Annotated in this window: 17 protein-coding genes; 3 read left to right on the top strand and 14 right to left on the bottom strand. The window is 44.6% G+C overall.

All coding sequences use genetic code 11. The features are described 5' to 3' along the window. Positions 1 to 56 precede the first annotated feature (56 nt). The 7 genes from AC58UU_RS24600 to AC58UU_RS24570 form a co-directional block, all read right to left on the bottom strand. Positions 57 to 800 carry an SDR family NAD(P)-dependent oxidoreductase gene (locus AC58UU_RS24600; RefSeq protein WP_497319586.1) on the bottom strand — a complete coding sequence of 248 codons (744 nt, stop codon included), beginning with the start codon at positions 798 to 800 and terminating at the stop codon, positions 57 to 59. A gap of 357 nt (positions 801 to 1157) precedes the next feature. Continuing rightward, positions 1158 to 1472: a DMT family transporter gene (locus tag AC58UU_RS24595; protein ID WP_497319584.1), complete on the bottom strand. Its 315-nt coding sequence runs from the start codon at positions 1470 to 1472 to the stop codon at positions 1158 to 1160. Continuing rightward, positions 1472 to 1813, bottom strand: a complete 342-nt coding sequence (locus AC58UU_RS24590) for a DMT family transporter (protein WP_173191681.1) — start codon at positions 1811 to 1813, stop codon at positions 1472 to 1474. Before AC58UU_RS24590 ends, AC58UU_RS24595 begins: the two co-directional genes overlap by 1 nt. Before the next feature lie 20 nt (positions 1814 to 1833). Further along, a complete protein-coding gene (locus AC58UU_RS24585) occupies positions 1834 to 2412 on the bottom strand; it encodes a TetR/AcrR family transcriptional regulator (RefSeq protein ID WP_497319582.1) in 579 nt (192 codons plus the stop codon). Between the two features lie 144 nt (positions 2413 to 2556). Next, positions 2557 to 3798, bottom strand: coding sequence for a S1C family serine protease (locus AC58UU_RS24580; protein ID WP_497319580.1), 1242 nt, complete (start codon positions 3796 to 3798; stop codon positions 2557 to 2559). A gap of 289 nt (positions 3799 to 4087) precedes the next feature. Then, positions 4088 to 4858 carry an SDR family NAD(P)-dependent oxidoreductase gene (locus AC58UU_RS24575; RefSeq protein WP_497319578.1) on the bottom strand — a complete coding sequence of 257 codons (771 nt, stop codon included), beginning with the start codon at positions 4856 to 4858 and terminating at the stop codon, positions 4088 to 4090. Between the two features lie 84 nt (positions 4859 to 4942). Continuing rightward, positions 4943 to 5527, bottom strand: coding sequence for a TetR/AcrR family transcriptional regulator (locus AC58UU_RS24570; RefSeq protein ID WP_497319576.1), 585 nt, complete (start codon positions 5525 to 5527; stop codon positions 4943 to 4945). 133 nt (positions 5528 to 5660) lie between these two features. Here AC58UU_RS24570 and AC58UU_RS24565 point away from each other — a divergent pair, with 133 nt between their 5' ends. Beyond that, positions 5661 to 6764 carry a GerAB/ArcD/ProY family transporter gene (locus tag AC58UU_RS24565; RefSeq protein ID WP_497319735.1) on the top strand — a complete coding sequence of 368 codons (1104 nt, stop codon included), beginning with the start codon at positions 5661 to 5663 and terminating at the stop codon, positions 6762 to 6764. On the opposite strand, the gene AC58UU_RS24560 is transcribed toward AC58UU_RS24565, so the two are convergent. The 5 genes from AC58UU_RS24560 to AC58UU_RS24540 form a co-directional block, all read right to left on the bottom strand. Beyond that, positions 6753 to 6983 carry a hypothetical protein gene (locus AC58UU_RS24560; protein WP_497319575.1) on the bottom strand — a complete coding sequence of 77 codons (231 nt, stop codon included), beginning with the start codon at positions 6981 to 6983 and terminating at the stop codon, positions 6753 to 6755. The genes AC58UU_RS24565 and AC58UU_RS24560 overlap by 12 nt on opposite strands. Beyond that, on the bottom strand, positions 6980 to 8152 hold the full coding sequence (locus tag AC58UU_RS24555; protein ID WP_497319574.1) for a Ger(x)C family spore germination protein: 1173 nt from the start codon (positions 8150 to 8152) through the stop codon (positions 6980 to 6982). Before AC58UU_RS24555 ends, AC58UU_RS24560 begins: the two co-directional genes overlap by 4 nt. Next, positions 8149 to 9747, bottom strand: a complete 1599-nt coding sequence (locus AC58UU_RS24550) for a spore germination protein (RefSeq protein WP_497319572.1) — start codon at positions 9745 to 9747, stop codon at positions 8149 to 8151. Before AC58UU_RS24550 ends, AC58UU_RS24555 begins: the two co-directional genes overlap by 4 nt. Before the next feature lie 292 nt (positions 9748 to 10039). Next, positions 10040 to 11518, bottom strand: coding sequence for a protein adenylyltransferase SelO (locus tag AC58UU_RS24545; RefSeq protein WP_497319734.1), 1479 nt, complete (start codon positions 11516 to 11518; stop codon positions 10040 to 10042). A gap of 89 nt (positions 11519 to 11607) precedes the next feature. Beyond that, on the bottom strand, positions 11608 to 12588 hold the full coding sequence (locus AC58UU_RS24540; RefSeq protein ID WP_497319733.1) for an NAD(P)-dependent alcohol dehydrogenase: 981 nt from the start codon (positions 12586 to 12588) through the stop codon (positions 11608 to 11610). A 234-nt stretch (positions 12589 to 12822) separates the two neighbouring features. Between AC58UU_RS24540 and AC58UU_RS24535 the strand changes: the two genes are divergently transcribed. Together AC58UU_RS24535 and kamA are read left to right on the top strand one after the other, a co-directional pair. Then, a complete protein-coding gene (locus tag AC58UU_RS24535; protein WP_497319570.1) occupies positions 12823 to 14271 on the top strand; it encodes a sigma-54 interaction domain-containing protein in 1449 nt (482 codons plus the stop codon). A gap of 118 nt (positions 14272 to 14389) precedes the next feature. Further along, positions 14390 to 15790, top strand: a complete 1401-nt coding sequence (gene kamA, locus AC58UU_RS24530) for a lysine 2,3-aminomutase (protein WP_171644015.1) — start codon at positions 14390 to 14392, stop codon at positions 15788 to 15790. A 69-nt stretch (positions 15791 to 15859) separates the two neighbouring features. Here kamA and AC58UU_RS24525 read toward each other — a convergent pair whose 3' ends face one another. After that, on the bottom strand, positions 15860 to 17278 hold the full coding sequence (locus AC58UU_RS24525) for an aldehyde dehydrogenase family protein (protein WP_497319569.1): 1419 nt from the start codon (positions 17276 to 17278) through the stop codon (positions 15860 to 15862). A gap of 61 nt (positions 17279 to 17339) precedes the next feature. Next, complete coding sequence (gene gabT, locus AC58UU_RS24520) at positions 17340 to 18710, bottom strand: 4-aminobutyrate--2-oxoglutarate transaminase (protein ID WP_497319567.1); 1371 nt, start codon at positions 18708 to 18710, stop codon at positions 17340 to 17342.

Raw genomic sequence — 18710 nt, 5'->3', positions numbered from 1 at the left:
GCCATCCTCCTTTTCTGAATTCAGTATTTGTCCGCATTTAATAAATTATTTTCGGCTTACCACTGTCCGGCGTTTTGACCGCCATCGACATGAAGAATCTCTCCGGTCACGAATTGTGCGGATTCCAGATACACAATGGCGTCAACAATATCCTGAGCCTCGCCCATTCGGCCCATTGGGTGCAATTTAGCCAAAAAGTCGTGTGTCTCTACCGAATGCATCGGCGTTTTGGTGATCCCTGGCGCGACTGCGTTCACGCGAATGCCCTTGTCCGCATACTCAATCGCCAGCGATTTCGTTGCCGCGTTCAAGCCTCCTTTGGTCAGTGCGGCAAGTACGGATGGCACGGCTTTAAGGGGCTGCTCTGTGGTTCCGCTTGCCGTGATGTTGACGATGTGGCCGGAACCCGCCTTCAACATCTCGGTCACCGCACGCTGAGTAACTTGGAAGAATCCTGCCACATTGATGGAAAGTACCGATTCAAAATCCGCTGCAGAGATGTCCGTAAATTGTTTCGCTATAAAAATACCGGCATTGTTCACCAGTGTGTCGATACGTCCAAAGCGCGAAAGTGTTTCGCCGATCAAACGTTCTGCTACTTGGGGATCTGAGATGTCGCCGGCAACATAAGCCACATGCGCGCCTGTCGGATCAATTTCATTTGCAGCCTCAACCAACGCTTGTTCGCGGCGGCCATTGATGACTACATTGGCTCCTCGTTTCACCAGTTCAATTGCCGCTGCTTTTCCAATACCGCTGCTTCCACCTGTAATCACTACTACTTTATCTTGAATACTCATTTCTCTATTCTCCTTTGTCTACCTATTAAAAGGTAGTTTATATTTGAAAAAATATCAGATCTTCTGATCTGCTCGTTCATCATACAACGATTCCTATTATCCTGCATAATACAGAATACTGATGTCGGGCATCTCAAATTCAGATATCTAAACCTAAATATACATTTGTCATTCAAAAATGTTCTACATTGAGAAATGACAAGAATATGATCCGATAAAATAAAAAATCCGCCATTTAGGCGGATATTAAACGGACTATTTTATTGTCACCCGACACTCATTCCATCCATATATGCCATTAATAATAAAAAAACGCGCTGCTACAAGCGGATCTCTATTTAAGCTTTCCCTTTGTGGTTAAGAAATTAATTTCAAACCAACCGCAGCGCTTAACACCATTGCGATGAACATAATCCGCTTCCAATCACTGGATTCGCCATAGTACAGCATCCCGACGACTGCGCCGCCAACTGTACCGATTCCTGTCCAGACCGCATAAGAAGTGCCCATAGGCAGGCTTTTCATCGCTTGGCTCAGAAGCGCGAAACTCATGACTATGCCTACGATGAAAATACTAAAGGAGCGGATGGTTTTCGCTTTATTTATTTGGTTCATACCCACGACGCCTACGACCTCGAAGATCCCGGCAAACATGAGAAAAATCCAACCCATTAGACTGCAGCTCCTTTCTTATCTTGCTCTTTTGTCACAAATTTGAGTCCAAATACGCCGGATAATAGCAGCAAAATAAGGAATACTTTAAGAAACCTGAACGGTTCTCCGAACAGCAGCATTTCCACCAATACGGTGCCGGCTGTCCCCATTCCTGTGAAGACAGCATACACGGTCCCCACAGGAAGTTTGGTAGACGCGCTAATAACTAGATGAAAAGAGATATACATCGCAATGATCGTGCCAATCCACATCATCGTCGTATCCGCATGTTTTAAACCCGTAACCCATATCACTTCAAAAAAAGCGCCGATAAATATATAAATCCAATTACGATTCATGTGTATGATCCTCCTGCTGTTTACGATTTGATGCCACGCCAGTATACGAACCAGGAAGCTTCAATCCTTTTAAGCGACTTTTCAGCTCCACCAAATAACAACTCTACAAACATGCCATCCAGTACAGCAAGGAAAGCAACTGCCGCCATTTCACTGCTGACATCTGCATGAATGCTACCTGCTGTTATCGCTTGATCGAACAAAGGAATTAACATCGTTTCAAGTTTATTTAAATAGTCATAGCCTTTTTTGACAATCTCATCGTAGAGATGGGAAGGCGGGAAAAAGGCAACCCGCAAGAAAAATTTGGTGTTATCATCCTGTTCGTAGCAATCTTTATATTGGATAAGAAAGCCATAAAGAAGCTGATCAATCGAAAGATGCTTATGGCGATCGAGATACTCGACAACAAAATTCAATTCCTTCGCTAGTACATCGTCAAACAAATCAAGAAAAAGTTCATCTTTCCCCTTGAAATGGGTATAAATGGATTGTTTTTTGATGCCTACCTCCGTTGCAATATCTGCAAGCGATGCACCTTCATATCCATTTTTGGCAAACTGTGTGAGGGCTACCTCTTTGATTCGAGTTGCAGTCATTGGATCCATCCTTCCGAACGTTCGTCAGGATGATTGTATCACGTTCTCCGTCTTGGGGCAACCACTGAAAAAGATTGCCAACCAACCTAGCCAGAATGGCAAGATAGTAGGCAATCTTGGGGTTTCTCAACAATTTATACTAACTTAGTTGGTAGCATCGTTTCTATTCTTAATTTCAACAGTAACATCCATCGTTTGACCATCACGAGAGATTGTTATTTTCAGTTCGTCTCCTACAGCCGCGGCTTGCACAGCTTTTGTAATGTCATCCGTACTTGAAATGACTGTGCCATTCACATTTAAAATAACGTCATATTGACGAATGCCCGCTGCAAAAGCTGGCGTACCTTGCTGCACTTCAGCAACTATCGCACCTTTTGTGCTGTTAATTTTTAAGTCTTCTAGCATATCATCCGAAATATTTTGTAGAGCTACGCCGATGTATGGTGCTGGCTCTTTGGGAATCGTTTCGTTATTTTTCAGTTTATCTACAACAGAACTAATCGTACTTGCGGGAATTGCAAAGCCCATTCCTTGCGCTTCAGCGTTTACAGCTGTATTGATACCGATCACTTCACCATTCAAATTCAAAAGTGGACCGCCGGAGTTACCTGGATTAATCGCTGTGTCCGTTTGCAGCAAATGTTTATAATTTCGTGTGCCCTGCTCATCATCGATGCTGATCTCGCGTTCTTTGGCGCTTAAAACGCCCGTAGTTACGGAGTAATCGAAGTCATACGGGTTACCGATCGCAACAAGCCAATCCCCTACTTGCGTAGTATCGGAGTTGCCTAATTTCAGGGAAGGGAAAGCTTTATCCCCTTGAATTTTGAGCACAGCCAAGTCTAGATCATAACTGCTTCCAAGAAGCTTTGCCGTAAATGGTGTGTCATAGCCTTGCACGTAGACATCGATTTCGTCTGCGCCATTAATAACATGTTCATTCGTTAAAATATAACCACTCGAGTCGAAAACGAAGCCTGATCCAATCCCATTTTCAATGGTATCTCCGCTTTCAGTACCTTGCCCCAGTGTGTTTCTTCTATTCTGTCCATTATTCGTCTGTTTTACTTTGGTTTCGATTTTGACAATGGCCGGACTCGCCGTTTGGACAATGGCTGAGACACTGTTCGTCCCTGTTGGGTTTAATGATGCCGTTTGGACATTCGCTGCCGCCGAGTTGGCTGCACCTGCAGCGACGCCTGATTGAACAGGCCCAGCATCATAGCCAAACAAATTCATCTTATCCGACGTGAACATCAACCCACCGACAACGACTGCGCCAGCCATAAAAGCTGCAAACATAGATCTCAATTTGCTGCTCCCCGTCTTGTTTTTAACCTTTATATCATTTAAGTTAATCATTTTTTTCATATCTTCATTCATACGATTACCACCTTTCGTGCGCCATTAATTTTATTGGTGTTGATAGATAGAAGTATAGGGCGCTAACCTGAAGTGTTACTTAAGTTTGGCTGATAGTCATATGAAAGTTAACTGAAAGTATGCTGAAGGTGTCAATTGGCGCAAAAAACCTCTTGTTTAACGAGAATAGTTAAACAAGAGGTTTAGTGTTGTAGTCTTATTGAATACCCTCAAAATCATCAACCCAAATAAAATCGTAGATTCGCTCCTTGTATTTTCGCATATTGTTTTCGTTCGATCGGTGGAAACATTAATTCTGACGATAAATTGGAGCGCCAAACGGGGATGAGCCCGCGCCACCATCTACGCTAATTTCAGCACCCTGGACAAAAGAAGAGTCATCTGAGGCCAGGAATAAGGCAATATTTGCGATTTCCTCCGGTTCACCCAAACGATTCAGCGGTACGGTACGAGCAAGTACGGGTTCCATTTGTGCTAATCTTTCAGGCTGTCCCCAAATTGGCGTTCGCGTTGCTCCTGGCACGACAGTGTTCACTCGAATGCCGCGCGGTGACAACTCGGAAACCAGCACGCTCGCCATACTAGTGACCGCCCCTTTACTCGCCGCATAGGCTGACGTTCCCGGACTTCCTGCCTTGGCAAGAATCGAGCCGTTTAAGATCACCGAAGCCCCCGCCTTCAGATAAGGCAAAGCGGCTTGAACAGTGAAAAAGACTCCGGTAACATTAACCTTGAGTATTTCCTCAAAAACGGAAAGCTCGGTCCCTCCCGCTGGTGTATGACCAGAAATGCCCGCATTTGCGAATACCACATCTAGGCGGCCGAATTTTTCAACCGCTGCAGTCACAGCTTTCTCCGCACTTGTTGGATCGGCGGCATCTGCCTGTACGGCAAGAGCGTTGATGGTACCTAGCTCATCCATTGCCGCGTTTAACGCAACCTGATTACGGCCGGTAATAACAACCTTTGCGCCTTCTGCCACAAACAATTTTGCAGCTGCAAAGCCAATTCCGCTGCTACCCCCTGTAATTAATGCAACTTTCCCATTCAGTTTTCCCATATTCTATTGCTCCTTTGTGATTAATAGTTTTCGTCTCTTCCGTTACTATATTGAGAACGATCGTTCTCGAATTAACAAAAAAATTTAGTTGATCTTTAAAACTGACATTGTTGTTTCAATTATTTGCTTTAATTTCTCTCTGTCGTCTGTCGTCTTCGCCAAAACCCGGAGCCCAGTAAATGCATTATTAAAATAACACGACAGCCATTCCGCATTGAGTGTTTTGTCAAGTTCGCCTGATTGTTGACCTGCCTCAATAAGCTCACGAATTAATTGCTCTAAATAGGCCATGCTCTGATTGACCCAATCTCTGGACTCAGAATCATGTGGGGCCAACTCGACCGCGGTATTTATCATCAGACAGCCTTTAGGGAATTCTTCTTCTTCCCACCTGATTGCCATTTCTAACAACAGCCTAATAGCCTCTTCCGCAGAACGGGTGCCATTCGTAATGTGTTTAATCGATTTATCTATCATTTCACTATATCGCTTTAACGCCTTGATATACAATGAATGCTTATCGCCAAAGGTGTCATACATGCTTCTCTTGTGAACCCCCATATGTGAGACTAGGTCCATCATGGATGTCTTCTCATAGCCCTGTTCCCAGAATAACTGCATGGCTTTGAGCAACACCGCATCCTCATCAAATTCCTTGGTTCTGGCCACTTCATTGACTCCTCCTTTCGATTAGATTTTAGCATATTGAGAACGATCGGTAAAGAATTATTTACGTATAAGCGGATAACGATAAGTCAATACTTGGAACAACCTCTGTGAGGTAAGGAGAGAGTGTGTGAAGATGCAGACAACAGAAAAAATCACGGGAACTCAGCTAGGCTTATTACTATTTACTTTTATCGGTTCCACCATCGTCTTAACCATTCCCGGATGGATGGTGATGATTGCAAAGCAGAATGGTTGGATATCCGTGATTCCTTCTACTACAACAGGTTTATTAACTATGTGGGCGCTGATTACACTCGCCAATCGTTATCCGGGTTTGACGATTATACAATACAGTTCAAAAATCGTCGGGAAATGGTTAGGCAAATGTTTGGGGGCTTTTTATATTTATTTTTGGTTTAATTCTATTTCGGTTATGACCATACAGCATACCTTTTTTATTAAAACGCTTCTATTACCAAAAAGTCCGAGCATAGTAGGAAGTCTGTCATTATTAATCCTATGCGGCATAGTCGTTATTGCTGGGATTGAGGTCATTGGAAGATGTAATGAGTTTCTTTCACCATTGATCTTGGTTGTTTTTTTGATTCCGATCTTGATTCTGGCCCTTGGGGAAGCAGATCCCGTCCGGCTAAAGCCTTTTTTAGGAGAGGGAATACTGCCGGTATTGCAAGGAGCTATCATTCCAGCAGGAGCATACATGAATCAAGTGTTTATATTGGGATGGCTCCTTCCTTATTTGAATCAGCCGGAAAAGGCTCGTAAGGTCTCGCTGATTGCGTATTTCGGCCTTTCCATTTTAGTATTGATCATTGTATTACTTACGATTATGGTCCTCGGTACATTAACAGGTAAACTGACCTATTCATTTTTAAGTCTCATGCAATATGTAGGTATTGAAGGTTCATTTGAACGTCTGGAGGCCATCGCTGTTGCGACGTGGGTGTTGGGGAATTTTGTGAAGGTATCGGTATCGTTGTTTATATTATGTCTTTGTGTAAGCCAGCTTTTCGGGATCCGAAATTATCGTGATATCGTAGCTCCGCTAACACTTTTGTCCATCATTGGATCGGCTTCCATTTTCAAAAGTGGTGCGGAGCTTCAAGCTTATCTTGCTTTCATTTACCCGAGCCTGGGTTTTATCACACAAAGCCTCATACCGTTGTCACTTCTCATGATAGACACTATAAAAAGAAAAGTGGACCATTCAGTGCTTTAAAAGCATTTTTCCGATGGGTTCAAAAATAATTTTGAACGGGACAACCATACTCGGTAAGTCAACCCGGGCAATTAATAAGGAACCGGTAATGGATGATACTCCCATTAAAACGCCGAATATCGCTGCTTCCTTGCTTTTTTGCATACGCAGCAAGGATCGGATACTAACAAAAGACCATACAACCAATAAACATGCATATCCCACGATTTGGACGATCATTTTATGATCTCCTTTTCCTTCAAATGTAATGGAGGACCTGCCATCCCGCTTCCTATTATATTTAACTTAACTGCAACGGAAACGTCTACCTCCGGAAACTTATGATTCCATTGTTCTTTCAACGCTTTCCATTGTTTCGGCTTATTAAGGTAAATTTCTTGGCCGAAACCCACACAATCTACTTTGTACCGCTTCTGGACTTTGGATAATGTATCCAGGACTTGTTTCTCGACCGTTTTCTCTAATCCTTTCTGTACAAGTCTAAGATTATCTGGCAAACTGATATCCAACGGGGTATTATTTTCCCAGATAGATCCTTCCCCTTCCAGCTGAATCTTGAATTTGATCTTATCACCACTTATCTCCGAGGTGATTTTTCGGTTTGCTTTGTCCAGAACCATCCCCACTGTTCCGTCACCTTCTGGTAATCTGACGTTGATTCTAACATTCTTCATTCTACCTGTAACCCAAAGAAATCCATTTGTTTCATTCTCGTTTAGATAACCGACTAACTTGAAATCCTTGAAAATGGCAGTTCCGGCTAGCTTAAATATATTGTTTTCTTTCACTCCTTCTGTTAAACCCTCAGGCATTATGACTCCCAAAACGGGACTGATCCCATCACTTGATGACGCTAAAAAAAAGTCTCGTAATGTAACCGCCAACTCGCTTCTTAAAGCTTCCATTTCCTTGATTGCTTCGCTGGGAGCTTGTTCAAAAGGGTATTTAATTTTCAGAAGTCTCCGTCCTTCTGCCCCCTTTACAACCATGATATAGGTTTTTAATCGTTGCTTCGATTCGTGGGTGTAAACATCGAGAATATCTTGAATTCCGTGTTTGGATAACGATTCACCTATAAAAATAACGACGCGATGTGCGGTAAACAACCTGCGTGAACTTTTTTTCTGAAGCCTATAGAACGCTTCATTAATATTCTTTCCAGTAGCTGATATAACAAAAAACTTCTCTTTCTGGCTTCCTCCACTCCCTGGTCCCCCCTGAGCGGAGGAAGGGATGACAATTTGATGCGATAATAAATATTCCCCACCATCCGTTAAGTCAAATGCCGTACCCGCAATGAACGCAAGATCATTAATCTCCGTACGATCCCAACAACCGCTTGTGGTCAATATTGTGAATAGTAAGCCGATGTATAGGAATGGTTTCATTCTGAAGTTCCTTTCCTTTTCCTCGCAGATTCTGGACTTGGTTTTTGACCTGCCGGTTCACGGACCAAATTGTTAGATCCTGTTGCCTGTGGACGACGAGTTTTAGCCCATATAGGTGCCCGGATGAATACATCCTTCAAATCCGTGATGGTCATTGGGGCTGCCGGAGTGAAATAAGGGACTCCGAACGATCTAAGGGACGTGACATGTATCAAGATGCCCAGAAAACCCAGTACAATGCCATAAAGTCCAAGCGTACCCGCCAAGAATAGTATCGGAAAGCGAAGAACTCGGATTCCACTTGCGAAACTATATCGTGGTATCGTAAACGCTGCAATGCCCGTGATCGAAACGATAATGACGACCGGAGCAGAAATAATTCCCGCCTGCACAGCCGCTTGGCCGATGACCAATGCCCCAACAATGCTTATCGCTTGCCCGATTTGTTTGGGTAATCGAATCCCTGCTTCCCGCAATGCCTCAAATATAATTTCCATTATTAAGGCTTCGATCACAGCCGGGAAAGGTACAGGCTCCCTAGAAGAGGCAATACTCAGCACGAGATTAGTCGGAACCATTTCCTGGTGGAAGGTCGTAATCGCAACATATAGGGGAGGAGCAAATATTGCGATACTGATGAAAAGGAATCGAATCCACCGCACAAAAGTTGCAATGGGCCAGCGAATATAGTAATCCTCACTTGCCTGGAGTCCATTCCAGAATGTCATGGGAACAATTAATACAAATGGGGTGGTATCTACAAGAATGGCTATTTTCCCTTCCAATAGCTCCGCAGCTACAACATCTGGTCGCTCTGTACTGTGCACTAGTGGAAAAGGAGAGAAAGGTGAATCCTCAATAAATTCCTCTATGTAACCTGATTCGAGGATCCCGTCGATTTGAATCCGAGTTAACCTTTTTCGAACTTCCTCAACAATAGATTCGGAAACAATACCAACTATATAAGTAATAACTACTTGGGTTTGAGTAAGCTCCCCAAGCGTAATGGATTCCATTTTTAGTCGAGATGATTTAATTCTTTTGCGTATTAGTCCAATATTTGTTGAAATGTTCTCGATAAATCCATCCCTAGGACCGCGAATGACCGGTTCAGATGAAGGTTCTTCAAGGCTTCGTTGTGCTGTACCGCTAACCTTGACCATCAACGCATTGCTGTCTCCGTTTGTAAGTACGGCTGCATGACCCTTTAACACATGACTAACAATGTCAGTTACTTTGGATGTAATATTCGTCGTCCCTACGGAGATCATCTGATCATCCAGAGATTCTGTTGTTTCATTTATAAAAGTATCTTGTTTTGTAATTTTAGATATCAATGGTTTCAATACATGATCGTCAATTATTTTTTCTTCAACTAGACTTTCAAGGTATATGACAAGCCAATGATTTTCTCCAGCCAGCCGAACTTTACGGAATACCATATCGGAGCTGTTTTGGAATATACGCTTAAAAATCAACTCATTTCGCTCTAAATTCGAGCTTAAGCTGGGGTTCTCTTCATCATCAGTTTGATGATCCTCTGGTATATTTGGAAACTCAGGTTTAATGTGCATCCATTTCCTAAACCATTTCACTGAATAGACCCCCAAAAGAAAACACTGATTCAACTATTTTTCCAATTTACGTCAAAAATATTCTTAAGCTAGTTCGAAGTTGCGGAACCTCAAAAAATATTCAAAGATTTAAGTGAGTTTGTAAGACTTCATAACAATTATTATGTAAACAAATATCCGAGTTTCTTTCTATTTTCCTTTTTATTTACGATTATTAACGGTTTAATTACTAAGGGAGCTATAATTTCAAAAAAAATAACCTGTTAATCAGGTTATTTTCCAAAGTTCCGAATAAGATTCCGTACCTACTATCTCAGGTACCGCAATAGGTTTGGTAAGGATGGTCTGATAACTCCGGCAATGTATAGTAATCAGCCTGTTCGGGGGAATGCGCGTAGGGTTTCGAAAGAACATCAAGAAGTCGCTCCATCACGCTGTAATCTCCTTGTTTCACCGCGGCTTCTAATGCGTCTTCTACCCGATGGTTACGGGGGATTATCGCAGGATTGCTGCTGCGCATCAACTGATGTGAGGAGTCTTTTGTTTCCTGCTGCCTGCCCAGTCTCGCTTGCCACTGCTCATGCCACTGAGCAAATTCCGCAGTGCTGAACAGCGTTGTTTCTTCCGGCCTGTCAAATGTTAATGTTCGGAAAGTATTGGTATAGTCCGCACTATACTGCTGCATCATAGTGAGCAGGTCTTTAATAAGAGATTCATCCTGCTGTTCTTCATTAAAGATTCCCAGTTTTGCCCTCATGCCCGCGAACCAATTGCGGTGATACACCTCGGAAAAACTTGCAATGGCATCCTCAGCTAGTTTGATTGCTTGCGCCTCGTCGTCATGAAGCAACGGTAGTAGGGTTTCAGCAAATCTAGCGAGATTCCACGAAGCAATATATGGCTGGTTACCATAAGCATAGCGGCCCTGCTTATCAATGGAACTGAATACCGTTGCCGGATCATAGGCATCCATGAAGGCGCAAGGACCGTAATCAATGGTTTCACCACTAATCGCCATGTTGTCGGTGTTCATCACCCCATGAATAAAGCCAACGAGCTGCCATTTGGAGATGAGTACGGCCTGACGCTTAATCACTTCCTGAAGTAAGAAAAGGTATCGGTTCTCATCAGCAGCTTCAACTTCTGGAAAATGTCTTTGTAATGTGTAATCAGCTAGAGCTTGGAGATCCTGGGCTGTGCCGTATTTAGCAGCATACTGAAAGGTTGCGACGCGCAGATGACTAGCAGCAACGCGGGTAAGAATGGCACCGGGCTGCTCGGTTTCACGGAATATGGACTCACCGGTTGTTACCACCGCTAGGCTGCGTGTTGTAGGAATTCCAAGCGCATGCATGGCTTCACTGATGATGTATTCACGCAGCATCGGGCCAAGTGCTGCTCGACCATCGCCCCCGCGGGAGTATGGCGTCCTACCTGAACCCTTCAGCTGAATATCAACCCGCACCCCTTTGGGAGTGATCTGTTCGCCAAGCAGATGAGCCCGGCCATCTCCTAACCGGTTAAAATGCCCGAATTGATGCCCAGCATAGGCTTGGGCAAGAGGCAAAGCGCCATCAGGAATCTGGTTGCCAGCCAGCATCGCTGCACCATCATTGCTTTGCAGCGACTGGACGGTTAACCCCAAGGATGTTGCCAACTGATCATTAAGAATAATTACCTTCGGTGAGCGAACAGGAACTGGATTAACTCTGGTGAAAAGTGATTCCGGTAGACGAGCATAGCTGTTGTCGAAGTTCCATCCTGTTTCTATCATTGTTTTTTTCTCTGTCATCATAGCTCCTTTTTCACTTGTCTATTGTATTTTTTCGGACCGTTAGACTTATATTATCACAGTTCTCCGCCATCAACTGCAACGCTTTGTTAGCTCTTACTATTATGTCCCATCGTGATGACTACACTTCCCTTTTTGTGTCCTTTATCTACATATCGGTGAGCCTCGGCAGTCTGCTCCAGCGGATAGCGTTGATCGATAACCGATTTTATCTTCCCCGCCTCATAAAGCTCTTTAAGGAAGACTAGATTTTCTTTACTCTGCATTAAGCCTGCTGTAGCAAATATTGCTTTTTTACCGCCGATCGTTGAAGTCCATAACATTTGCAGCACAATGGAAAGCGTAGGGACAGTAGAAAGATAGACACCTCTCTGAGTTAGGGATCCTTTACACTGAGCAAATGAACGCTTGCCTACCGCGTCGAAAATAACATCATAAGACTGGCTTGCTTGTGTAAAATCCTCTTTGGTATAGTCAATGACCTTATCTGCTCCCAATGACTTCACCAAACTTACATTCGTGGTACTGCATACCCCGGTAACTTCTGCCCCATAGAACTTGGCAAGCTGAATCGCATGAACACCTACCGATCCGGAAGCGCCATTGATCAGGACTTTTTGTCCGTTCTGAATCTTTGCCTTATCTCTAAGGAAAGTCAAGGCAGTTGTTGCCCCATCACAGACGGCGACGGCTTCTTCATAAGACATAGAGGACGATTTGATTGCTAGCGGTGCGTCTTCAGACAGACATTTGTATTCGGCATGAGCACCAGAGATCTTTGCACTTAAACCAAAAACCTGGTCACCTTCTTTATATAATTTCACATCTTTTCCTATTGCTTCAATTTCCCCAGCTAGCTCAAACCCCAATATGGGGTTTTTAGGTTTGCTAAGACCGTAAAAAAGTCTGACAATAAACGGGTCTCCTTTTCGAAAAGCGCAGTCAGCTGGCCCTACTGTTGCCGCACATATTCTGATCCGTACTTCATTGTCCTTTGGGGTAGGTTTTTCTACCTCCCTAAGCTGAAGAACATCCGGCGATCCGTATTTGGTGCATACGATTGCTTTCATTCGGGTATTCATGCATTTTCCTCCTCAAACTTTACGTTAAGTTTTACTTAATGTAAAGTATTATATACATAATGTAATTTATAAGATACATTGTGTCAAGATTAATATGCACTGGCTTGTCACTTATTTTGCCAATTCTCGCCTTTTATTTTTCCGCCGGTCATTTTTCCAGACAAAATATCATAAGGTGTTAATTGAGCCATTGAACCATTCTTCGTGAGGCGGGTGAACATAATGTTCGAGCAGAACGATCATGGATCGAAGTATTTTGAGAAAATGTTGAATATCATTGATGTTGGTGTTCATCTGATTGATAACAAAGGAATAACCATTTTTTATAATGATAAGATGGCTGAAACCGATGGTTTTAAGCGAGAACAAGTAGTAGGAAAGAACTTCTTCGACCTTTTTCCTTCCCTAACGAATGAAACTAGCACCTTCATTAAAGTTCTACAAACAGGTATCGAAATACGAGAAAAAATACAAACGTACGTGAGTGTAACGGGGAAACGGATCACTACCATTAACAGTACGTATCCTCTTATAGAAAATGGCGAAATCATCGGTGCCTTAGAAGTGGCAAAGGATATAACAAGCATCGTTCATCTCCACGACCAAATCCTTGATCTCAGGCATCAAATCTACGAATCACCGTCAAAAGATAAGAAAAACGCCAGCTCCGCTCGATACCATTTCAGTGATTTAATTGGCAAAAGCGAAACCTTCCTTCATACAGTCTCCTTCGCCAAAAAGGCATCACGTACTAGCTCGCCTGTTTTGATATCCGGACCTACCGGTACCGGTAAAGAATTGTTCGCCCAGAGCATACACAATGCTGGAGCGCGCCGAAACCGTCTATTTATTGCTCAAAATTGCGCGGCAGTCCCCAACGAGCTGATGGAAGGTATTATGTTCGGAACTGCGAGAGGCGCGTTTACTGGCGCTATTGACCGTGCTGGATTATTTGAGCAAGCTAGCGGCGGAACTCTTTTTCTGGATGAGCTAAATAGCTTGGATTTATTTTTGCAGGCCAAACTATTGCGGGTGCTTCAAGACGGGATTGTTCGCCGGGTCGGGGGAACCCAGGAACAGCAAGTCGATGTCCGCATCATTACCGCCATGAATATAGATCCGAAGGAAGCGTTAGATAAAGGATTACTGCGCAGCGATCTGTTCTACCGACTAAATGTCGTGAATCTGTACCTTCCTCCTCTTGTGCAAAGAAAAGAAGATATTCCTCTCCTCACTTACCACTTTATTGATACCTTTAATCACATATTTGGCATGAAAATAACAGGCATTACCCCGGCGGCAATGAATTGCTTAATGAACTATCATTGGCCCGGCAATATACGGGAATTAAGCCATGCCATCGAATCCACCTACAATATGATGGAACTGGAATGTGAAATCATTGAGGAAAATCACCTTCCCGCTTATTTCTTAGGGAATCATTTACAAACAGCCTCTCTCACTCTGCAATCCGCTACGTGGGGTAACCAAATGACAACAATCTCTGCCGGTAGATTAACCGATAAAATGAAGCAAATGGAAAAGGAGACCATCACCGATGCACTTGAAAATCATCAATATAACATCACGCTCACTGCACAAGCCCTAGGAATCAAGCGTCAGGCTTTACAATATAAATTGAGCCGCTATGGCATCGTGAAAAAGCCATAAACATCAACAGATCAAGACTCCGACAGGAGTCTTTTTTGCTTTTCAGTTTGCGGCGAAATGTTGGCACGCTTTTTGCATCTTCCTATTATAAGAAGGCATCATTACTGGAGGTGCAATAATGGAACGACGTGACTGGAAGCAAGTTGAGCTATGGAAAAACGTAACGGATGAACAGTGGAATGATTGGCTTTGGCAGCTGACACATACCATTCGTACTCTGGAAGATCTGAAGAAAGTAGTGAATTTAACCCCCGAGGAAGAAGATGGCGTTCGGATTTCAACGCAAACCATTCCATTAAATATTACCCCCTATTACGCATCATTGATGAATCCAGATGACCCACGATGCCCGATCCGTATGCAATCTGTTCCCATATCCGCTGAATTATTGAAAACTAAGTATGATCTCGAGGATCCTCTATACGAGGATGAAGACTCCCCTACCCCTGGTTTAACACATCGGTACCCTGACAGGGTTCTATTTTTGGTAACGAATCAATGCTCGATGTACTGCAGATACTGCACTCGCCGCCGTTTCTCCGGTCAGGTGGGCATGGGGGTTCCCAAAAAACAATTGGATGATGCGATTGCTTATATTCGAAATACGCCGGAGGTGCGTGACGTACTGCTTTCTGGCGGGGATGGACTATTAATTAACGACAATATTTTGGAGTATATCTTGAAAAATTTACGGGCGATTCCCCATGTCGAGATCATTCGTATCGGTACGAGAGCCCCGGTTGTTTTCCCGCAGCGGATTACGGAGCATTTGTGCAGCATTATCAAAAAATATCATCCGGTTTGGCTGAATACACATTTTAATCATCCATTGGAAATGACGGACGAAGCGAAAAAGTCCTGCGAAATGCTAGCGAATGCCGGAGTACCTTTAGGCAATCAGTCGGTAATTCTGGCCGGTATTAACGACAGCACCTATATTATGAAAAAGCTCATGCATGATCTTGTGAAAATTCGTGTTCGTCCTTACTATATTTATCAATGCGACTTATCCGAAGGAATCGGTCATTTCCGGGCACCTGTTTCCAAAGGCTTGGAAATTATCGAATCGCTTCGCGGCCACACCTCCGGGTATGCGGTACCAACCTTCGTCGTCGATGCTCCAGGAGGCGGCGGGAAAATTGCACTTCAGCCCAACTATTTGATCTCACAAAGCCAGGATAAGGTCATTCTGCGTAATTACGAAGGTGTCATCGTTGGTTACCCCGAGCCGAAAAACTATATGCCGGGCCGTGCAGACGAATATTTCAACGAAATATTCGGCATCGAGAAACAGCCGGAAAGCACTGGAATTATTGCGCTCATGAAAGATGAAAAATTTAACCTAGTGCCAGAAAATTTGCGCCGGATTGGCAGAAGGAAAATTTATCAGGATACACCGGAGCACGCGTCGTTGAAGGATCGTCGGCCAAAGAGAGATGAAATGAAGGATAAATTGATGAAAGCTCAGCAGAAAGAGATTAAGGAGGATAAAGAGAGTATTCCAGATACAGAGAATTAAGCGTTACAAAAAGACCTCGCCCACGTCAATCATCTTTCGCGTGGGTGAGGTCTTTTTCCCATGTGTCGCCTACTTCTTAAAACAAATCAATTTCAACTCCGTCAATTCCTGAATGGCGTACTTAACGCCTTCACGCCCAGTCCCGCTTTCCTTAACGCCTCCATACGGCATATGGTCCACACGGAACGTGGGAATGTCATTAATCATGACGCCCCCTACCTCTAAAGCTTCGGCAGCGGTAAGCGCCGTTCGGATATTTTCTGTATAAATGCCCGCTTGGAGTCCATATTTGGAGTCATTAACCGACCGTACGGCTTCCTCTATCGTCGATACTTTATTAATCATCACAATTGGGGCAAATACTTCTTGGCACGATATTTTAGATGTAGCATCAACATGAAGCAGTACTGTAGGATGGACGATATTCCCGTCTTTCCTGTTACCAGTCGCGACTATGGCACCAAGCTTCTCAGCTTCTGTGATCCATTGCAAAGAACGCTCAACGTCACGAAGACCGATTAAAGCAGATACATCCGTAGCGGGATCCAAAGGATCACCTATTTGAAGCGTCGCTGTCTGCTTTACGAATTTCTTGACGAATTCATCGAAAAACTGCTCATGAACATATATACGCTGAAGGGAGATGCAAACCTGACCTGCATAGGAAAAAGCGCCTGTGACCGCCCTTGCGATCATGGCATCCACATCAACCCCTTGATCCACAATGAGAGCGGAGTTGGACCCTAATTCTAAAATCACCTTTTTCATTCCTGCCTTATTGCGGATTGCGATCCCTACCTCTGGACTTCCAGTAAAAGTCACAGCCTTAATTCTTTCATCTGTCACCAGGCAGTCCCCAATCACGCTTCCGCTGCCAGTAACCACGTTTAGAGCCCCTGCCGGAAGACCAGCCTGCTGCATAAGCTCTGCCAAAAACAAAGCGGATAAAGGAGTTTGACCTGCCGGTTTCAGTACGATGGTGTTGCCCGCAGCTATGGCAGGGCCAACCTTGTGCGCAACCAGATTCATCGGAAAGTTGAATGGCGTGATAGCCGCAACGACCCCCAAGGGTTGACGGATCGTATACGCAACACGGTCCTCTCCTCCGGGGGCAGCATCCATGGGGATCGTTTCGCCATGAATCCGCTTCGACTCTTCAGCGGCAAATTTGTAGGTTGCGATCGTTCTTTCTACCTCGAGCCTCGCCGTTTTTAGCGGTTTAGCTGCTTCAAGCGCAATCAGACGGGCGCACTCTTCCGACTTCTCTCGGATTAAAGAAGCTAGCTTCTCTAAAATAGCGGCCCGTTCATGCGCCGGCATACCAGCCATTGTAGGCCTGGCTCTTTCAGCGGCCTCAATCGCACACTCAACTTCGGCTGCTACTGCCCAAGCGACCTCAGCGATTTGTTCACCACTGTAGGGAGAGAATAAGGGTCGATACTCGCCCGCTTCCACCCATTCCCCATCGATAAATAGATGCTTCCTCATGCTGCAACCTCCTTCCTTGTTAGAGTTTTGCTTAAGCAAAACTGACATCGAAAGCATAGGCTTATGAAGGACTATTCTTACCGGTACACGCCTTAACAGCCTGCTCCAGAACATCCAAGCCCTCAGCAAGCTGCTCATCCGTAATGACCAGCGGACTTAGAATGCGAATCACATTGCTGTATAGACCAGCCCCCATCACGATGACTCCGTGTTGATGCGCCTCCTGTAAAATCCGAGTTGTTAGCTCTTTATCTGGTTCTTTCATCACCGGATCCTTCACCAGCTCAATCGCACTCATCGCGCCCAATGTACGTACGTCGCCAATGCAGCCAACTTCCTGCTGCAGCCGGAGAAAACGTTCGCTGACCGCTGACCCAATGGATACAGCACGTTCAGCCAGCCGATCCTCCTCTAGCATTTCAATTACTTTTAATGCAGCTACGCAGCCGAGCGGGCTGCCTCCATAGGTACCCCCGATTTCACCGATACCGGGCGCGTCCATGATCTCTGCCCGTCCGGTCACAGCACTAATCGGGAGGCCGGCGGCAATTGATTTGGACATTGTCATCAGATCCGGCACAACTCCGTAGTGCTCCATGGCAAAGTTTCTCCCTGTCCGTCCGAATCCCGTTTGCACTTCATCGGCAATTAGCAGAATACCGTATTTCTCGCATAACGCCTTCACACCTTGAATAAACCGGACAGATGGGATGACAAAGCCACCTTCTCCTTGAACCGGCTCCAATATGATAGCAGCAACCTCTTCACCCGGGACCTCAGCCAGGAAAAAACCCTCGAATTTCTGCAAAATCTGATCATCCTCCTCATCCGGAGACATCCCGGAAGGAGCACGATAGTAGTAAGGATAGGGCATTTTGTACGTATCAGGCGCAAAAGGGCCGAAACCATTCTTATAAGGTTTTACTTTGCTAGTTAAAGACATCGCCATATAGGTTCTGCCGTGAAAGGCGCGTTCAAAGGAAATCACGGCTCTTCGCCCTGTATATTTACGTGCAATTTTCACCGAATTTTCAACAGCCTCCGCACCACTGTTCAAGAAGAACGTTTTCTTCTTATGGTCCCCCGGGGTTAGCGCGTTGAGTTTCTCAGCCAATGCTACGTAAGGCTCATACATCATGACATGAAAGCAAGGGTGAAGATATTGGTCTAGCTGGGCCTTCAGCGCTTCCACGACTTTGGGCGGACAATGACCGACATTTAAGGAGCCGATCGCACCGGCAAAATCGATAAAGGTATTCCCGTCAACATCTGTAAGCAGCGCCCCCTCCCCTTTGGCCGCAAAGGTAGGAACCGTATTGAAAGGACCTCTAGGGATATTCGCCATGCGCCGCTCCAGCAATATCTGAGCCTGAGGCCCCGGGATCGCCGTCTTCATATCAATGTATTTCGTCCGTTTCGGGTTCTGATCCAT

This window comes from Paenibacillus sp. JT22N1 (genome assembly GCF_059692155.1).
The sequence above is the reverse complement of the archived record's forward strand: the minus strand, read 5'-3'. Positions and strand labels throughout refer to the sequence as shown.

What these genes read in the sequence shown, in the direction of transcription:
- AC58UU_RS24600 (WP_497319586.1), bottom strand. Translation starts at nt 800, where the DNA reads ATGAGTATTCAAGATAAAGTAGTAGTGATTACAGGTGGAAGCAGCGGT.
- AC58UU_RS24595 (WP_497319584.1), bottom strand. Translation starts at nt 1,472, where the DNA reads ATGGGTTGGATTTTTCTCATGTTTGCCGGGATCTTCGAGGTCGTAGGC.
- AC58UU_RS24590 (WP_173191681.1), bottom strand. Translation starts at nt 1,813, where the DNA reads ATGAATCGTAATTGGATTTATATATTTATCGGCGCTTTTTTTGAAGTG.
- AC58UU_RS24585 (WP_497319582.1), bottom strand. Translation starts at nt 2,412, where the DNA reads ATGACTGCAACTCGAATCAAAGAGGTAGCCCTCACACAGTTTGCCAAA.
- AC58UU_RS24580 (WP_497319580.1), bottom strand. Translation starts at nt 3,798, where the DNA reads ATGAATGAAGATATGAAAAAAATGATTAACTTAAATGATATAAAGGTT.
- AC58UU_RS24575 (WP_497319578.1), bottom strand. Translation starts at nt 4,858, where the DNA reads ATGGGAAAACTGAATGGGAAAGTTGCATTAATTACAGGGGGTAGCAGC.
- AC58UU_RS24565 (WP_497319735.1), top strand. Translation starts at nt 5,661, where the DNA reads ATGCAGACAACAGAAAAAATCACGGGAACTCAGCTAGGCTTATTACTA.
- AC58UU_RS24560 (WP_497319575.1), bottom strand. Translation starts at nt 6,983, where the DNA reads ATGATCGTCCAAATCGTGGGATATGCATGTTTATTGGTTGTATGGTCT.
- AC58UU_RS24555 (WP_497319574.1), bottom strand. Translation starts at nt 8,152, where the DNA reads ATGAAACCATTCCTATACATCGGCTTACTATTCACAATATTGACCACA.
- AC58UU_RS24545 (WP_497319734.1), bottom strand. Translation starts at nt 11,518, where the DNA reads ATGACAGAGAAAAAAACAATGATAGAAACAGGATGGAACTTCGACAAC.
- AC58UU_RS24540 (WP_497319733.1), bottom strand. Translation starts at nt 12,588, where the DNA reads ATGAAAGCAATCGTATGCACCAAATACGGATCGCCGGATGTTCTTCAG.
- AC58UU_RS24535 (WP_497319570.1), top strand. Translation starts at nt 12,823, where the DNA reads ATGTTCGAGCAGAACGATCATGGATCGAAGTATTTTGAGAAAATGTTG.
- kamA (WP_171644015.1), top strand. Translation starts at nt 14,390, where the DNA reads ATGGAACGACGTGACTGGAAGCAAGTTGAGCTATGGAAAAACGTAACG.
- AC58UU_RS24525 (WP_497319569.1), bottom strand. Translation starts at nt 17,278, where the DNA reads ATGAGGAAGCATCTATTTATCGATGGGGAATGGGTGGAAGCGGGCGAG.
- gabT (WP_497319567.1), bottom strand. Translation starts at nt 18,710, where the DNA reads ATGGATCAGAACCCGAAACGGACGAAATACATTGATATGAAGACGGCG.